This window comes from Teredinibacter waterburyi, from assembly GCF_001922985.1.
GTDB classification, from domain to species: domain Bacteria; phylum Pseudomonadota; class Gammaproteobacteria; order Pseudomonadales; family Cellvibrionaceae; genus Teredinibacter; species Teredinibacter waterburyi.
In genome coordinates, this window is sequence record NZ_MRUH01000113.1 from 1 (window position 1) to 3,048 (window position 3,048).

Consider the following 3,048-nt stretch of genomic DNA (forward strand, 5'->3'; position numbering starts at 1 on the left):
ACAACCGGCATCGGTATTACAATCCCGGTACCGGCCAGTTTATAAGCCAAGACCCGATTGGGCTGTTGGGTGGGGTGAATTGTTATCAGTATGCGCCGAATCCGGTGCATTGGGTGGATCCGTTTGGGTTGAGTTGTAAGGAGCAAAAATATTCGAATACCAAGGAAATGCTTTCCAAATACGAAGGAGAGGGTAGGCCTGGTCATCCCGAATGGTCATTTTTTGGGCCAGATGTTGCTGTAACTTATCTGGCTCCAGAGCAAAGAAACGACTATGAAGTAGGAATTGAGAATGGGCTTCTTGTTCATAAAGGAGGCTCCTTAGCGGGGCGGCCAGTCGATACTCTTGATGCGGGTGACGCTTGGTCGGGTACAGGAAAAGCTATTTTTGTCATGGATACACAAGGAAAAATCTACTTATCAAATAGTTATCCTGTTGCTGAGTTTCATCATTCTAGTTTCCTTGCTGGTGCGCCAGTAGCATCTGCTGGAATGATGAATGTTGCAAATGGGATGATCTTAGAAGTTTCAAATGATAGTGGCCACTATCAACCACCCCAATCCCTTAATGACCAAGTTATGAATGAACTAAGGGATCAAGGGTTGGGGGATGATAGTCTCAAAAAAATAGAGAGACCGGATTATGACGGATAGTTACCATGAAGAATTTGGCGGGTTTAAAGTTCCTCTATATGGTTTGTTTCATATTCGAGACATCAAAAACCACCCTCCGTTTGATAAGAAAAGCGCGGAAAAACTTCTGAATGAGTATGGCTCAGAGAGGGTAAAAGTTATTGTGAAGGGACTTGAGTGGGCCGTTAAAAATAGGGAATTTGATTTTCAAAATGTTTTCCCTGGCATGAAATACTCCAACGAAGATATTCTTTGGTATTTTGACAAGACTCTCAACGAAATGGCTGAGTCAGAATTATATACGATGGTTGGTGAAAACAAAGACTAGAATTCCCTGGCGGTGCTGTTGGGGAATTCCGAATTCCGAATTCCAGGGACAGTTTACTTAAAGGAATTCCAGGGACAGTTTACTCGGTAACAGGGCCAGGTCTTGAATCTTGAAAAATACAAACGACCCATATCTAGAGGTCGTTTCTATCGAGCCTGTGAAGCCCAAACCATGAAGATTGAATTAATAAAAAATACATCAACTGATCATTATGATGCGGTTCGGTGGGAGAACTCAGGAGAAGAAGTTCGTTTGGAATTTCCCTATGAAATCAGCGCAGTCTATGCAGATAAAATCAAAAAGGTTGTCGTAGAAAAGTTTGAGATAGATAAAATTGGATTCTACAAACTAAGTGGCGAGCTTGATTTTTATGCTGATATTCCTTCGATGGATGGCTATAAATTTAGAGGAATTAAAAAGAATCTACAGTCTAAGACAGGCGCTTCATTGCTTTTCTATCCAACCGAGTCTGGAAAGGGTAATCAGTGGGGCGATATTGAACAGTATGAGTTGGTTGCAGATTCAAATTGTCTCGGTAAATATTTGAACATATATAGGTAAGTTTTGGACGTTCGAACAACCAGGTTCTTTCCATCATTCTAGTTTTCTTGCTGGGGGCAATGTCGCATCGGCTGGGGAAATGATAGTTCATGATGGAAAGATAGTTGAAATTTCTAACACGAGTGGCCACTACAAACCCGCACAATCGTTAAATGATCAAGTATTTGAAGAGTTAGGCAACAAAGGAATGAATAAATCCGATGTTGGAAAGATTACTCGTGCAGGTGTTGATGAGTCAGGTAAAAAAATGGTTCCTAAGCCTCATAGCAGGGTTGAAGAAGCAAATGATTGGAAGCCGGGAAATGAAATTCCATATGATTGGGACGATTTTTAATTGTGGAAGAAATTAAGAAAACTGACAAAAGCGCGCTGTCTTTAATTCTATATCCATATCAGTTCGAAGCTGATCCAAATCTTATTGAGTGGAATGAGTCTGAACTATCCAAACTCAGAAAAATTTTCCCTTTGGATAAGCTGATTTATATTAATCAACATATCAAGAACTATTTAAAGACTAAGGATATTGATTTGTCCGAAGTGCTTCCGTCAATTGGCAATAGTAACGAAGAAAAAGAAGTAATCTTGGCTTCTATTTCAAAAGGTATCCAAATACTGGTGGAGCAGGATTCGAATTAGTATGGGAAGCCTATTTCAGTCCGTGAGCATTAATAGTAATGGCGTGGATTACATATGTTCGGATATTCATGGGCATTTCTCGCTGCTTAAAGCATTGTTGGATAAAGTAAACTTTGACCCTAGCAAGGACAGGTTGTTTAGCTTGGGGGATTTAATCGACAGAGGCCCCGAATGCGAGGAGGTTCTCAAATGGTTAAGGTATGAATGGTTTTATGCCATTCAAGGAAACCATGAAAGAATGTTGATTAATGCTGTGGAGCAAAAATCTAGCCACGTGTTTATGCAGTGGCACGCTTGGGGTGGCAGTTGGGCTGAAGATTTTGATCTGGTTGAGTTACAGGAATATTACCAAGTATTGTCAAATTTGCCTGTAGCAATTGAACTGCAAGTCAGCGGGAGCAAAAAAGTTGCGCTAGTGCATGCAGAGCTGCCAGACCAATGTGATTGGCTGGATGTAATTGATCAGTTGGCAAGCGTTGACAAAAAAGACGTTGAAAAAAATAGATTGGTCAGTGACATGTTCTGGAAATAATCACAGTTGTATCGAGATCCAGAGGGATTTTTGTCGATTAAACCAGTGAGGAACATCGACCACGTTTTTCATGGGCATACGATAGTAGACTTTATTACCACGCATGCAAATCGAACTTTTATGGATTTAGGCAGCTATCTGAATGATGATATTGGATTAGTTAAGCCAACTGATTATGTTTGAAATGGACGTTTGCATGTTGCCTGAAAGCTGCATAATTGCCTAAAGCGTCTGCGCCACCTGCCTAGTGGTGGCCTTGTCGGAGGGATTCCGGCTCCATTCAATCAAAAAGAACAAGTACTATCAAGACACCCACTCTAAAGAAAGCGCCGGATCATTTTAATGTTGAGCCTGTTTGA

At 41.0% G+C, this 3,048-nt stretch carries 6 protein-coding genes; all 6 read left to right on the forward strand.

The window, feature by feature from the left end; all coding sequences use genetic code 11:
• Window positions 1–653 (forward strand): RHS repeat-associated core domain-containing protein (locus tag IDZ20_RS07900; protein ID WP_188150891.1); only part of this gene is annotated, 653 nt, incomplete at its 5' end.
• Window positions 643–960, forward strand: a complete 318-nt coding sequence (locus tag IDZ20_RS07905) for a hypothetical protein (protein ID WP_188150892.1) — start codon at window positions 643–645, stop codon at window positions 958–960. The genes IDZ20_RS07900 and IDZ20_RS07905, both read left to right, overlap by 11 nt.
• A 171-nt stretch (window positions 961–1,131) precedes the next feature.
• Window positions 1,132–1,521, forward strand: a complete 390-nt coding sequence (locus IDZ20_RS07910) for a hypothetical protein (RefSeq protein ID WP_188150893.1) — start codon at window positions 1,132–1,134, stop codon at window positions 1,519–1,521.
• A gap of 79 nt (window positions 1,522–1,600) precedes the next feature.
• On the forward strand, window positions 1,601–1,855 hold the full coding sequence (locus IDZ20_RS07915; RefSeq protein ID WP_188150894.1) for a hypothetical protein: 255 nt from the start codon (window positions 1,601–1,603) through the stop codon (window positions 1,853–1,855).
• 2 nt (window positions 1,856–1,857) lie between these two features.
• Window positions 1,858–2,157, forward strand: coding sequence for a hypothetical protein (locus IDZ20_RS07920; RefSeq protein ID WP_188150895.1), 300 nt, complete (start codon window positions 1,858–1,860; stop codon window positions 2,155–2,157).
• Between the two features lie 22 nt (window positions 2,158–2,179).
• On the forward strand, window positions 2,180–2,689 hold the full coding sequence (locus tag IDZ20_RS07925) for a metallophosphoesterase (RefSeq protein ID WP_188150896.1): 510 nt from the start codon (window positions 2,180–2,182) through the stop codon (window positions 2,687–2,689).
• Window positions 2,690–3,048: the final 359 nt, after the last annotated feature.

What these genes read in the sequence shown, in the direction of transcription:
- IDZ20_RS07905 (WP_188150892.1), top strand. Translation starts at nt 643, where the DNA reads ATGACGGATAGTTACCATGAAGAATTTGGCGGGTTTAAAGTTCCTCTA.
- IDZ20_RS07910 (WP_188150893.1), top strand. Translation starts at nt 1,132, where the DNA reads ATGAAGATTGAATTAATAAAAAATACATCAACTGATCATTATGATGCG.
- IDZ20_RS07915 (WP_188150894.1), top strand. Translation starts at nt 1,601, where the DNA reads ATGATAGTTCATGATGGAAAGATAGTTGAAATTTCTAACACGAGTGGC.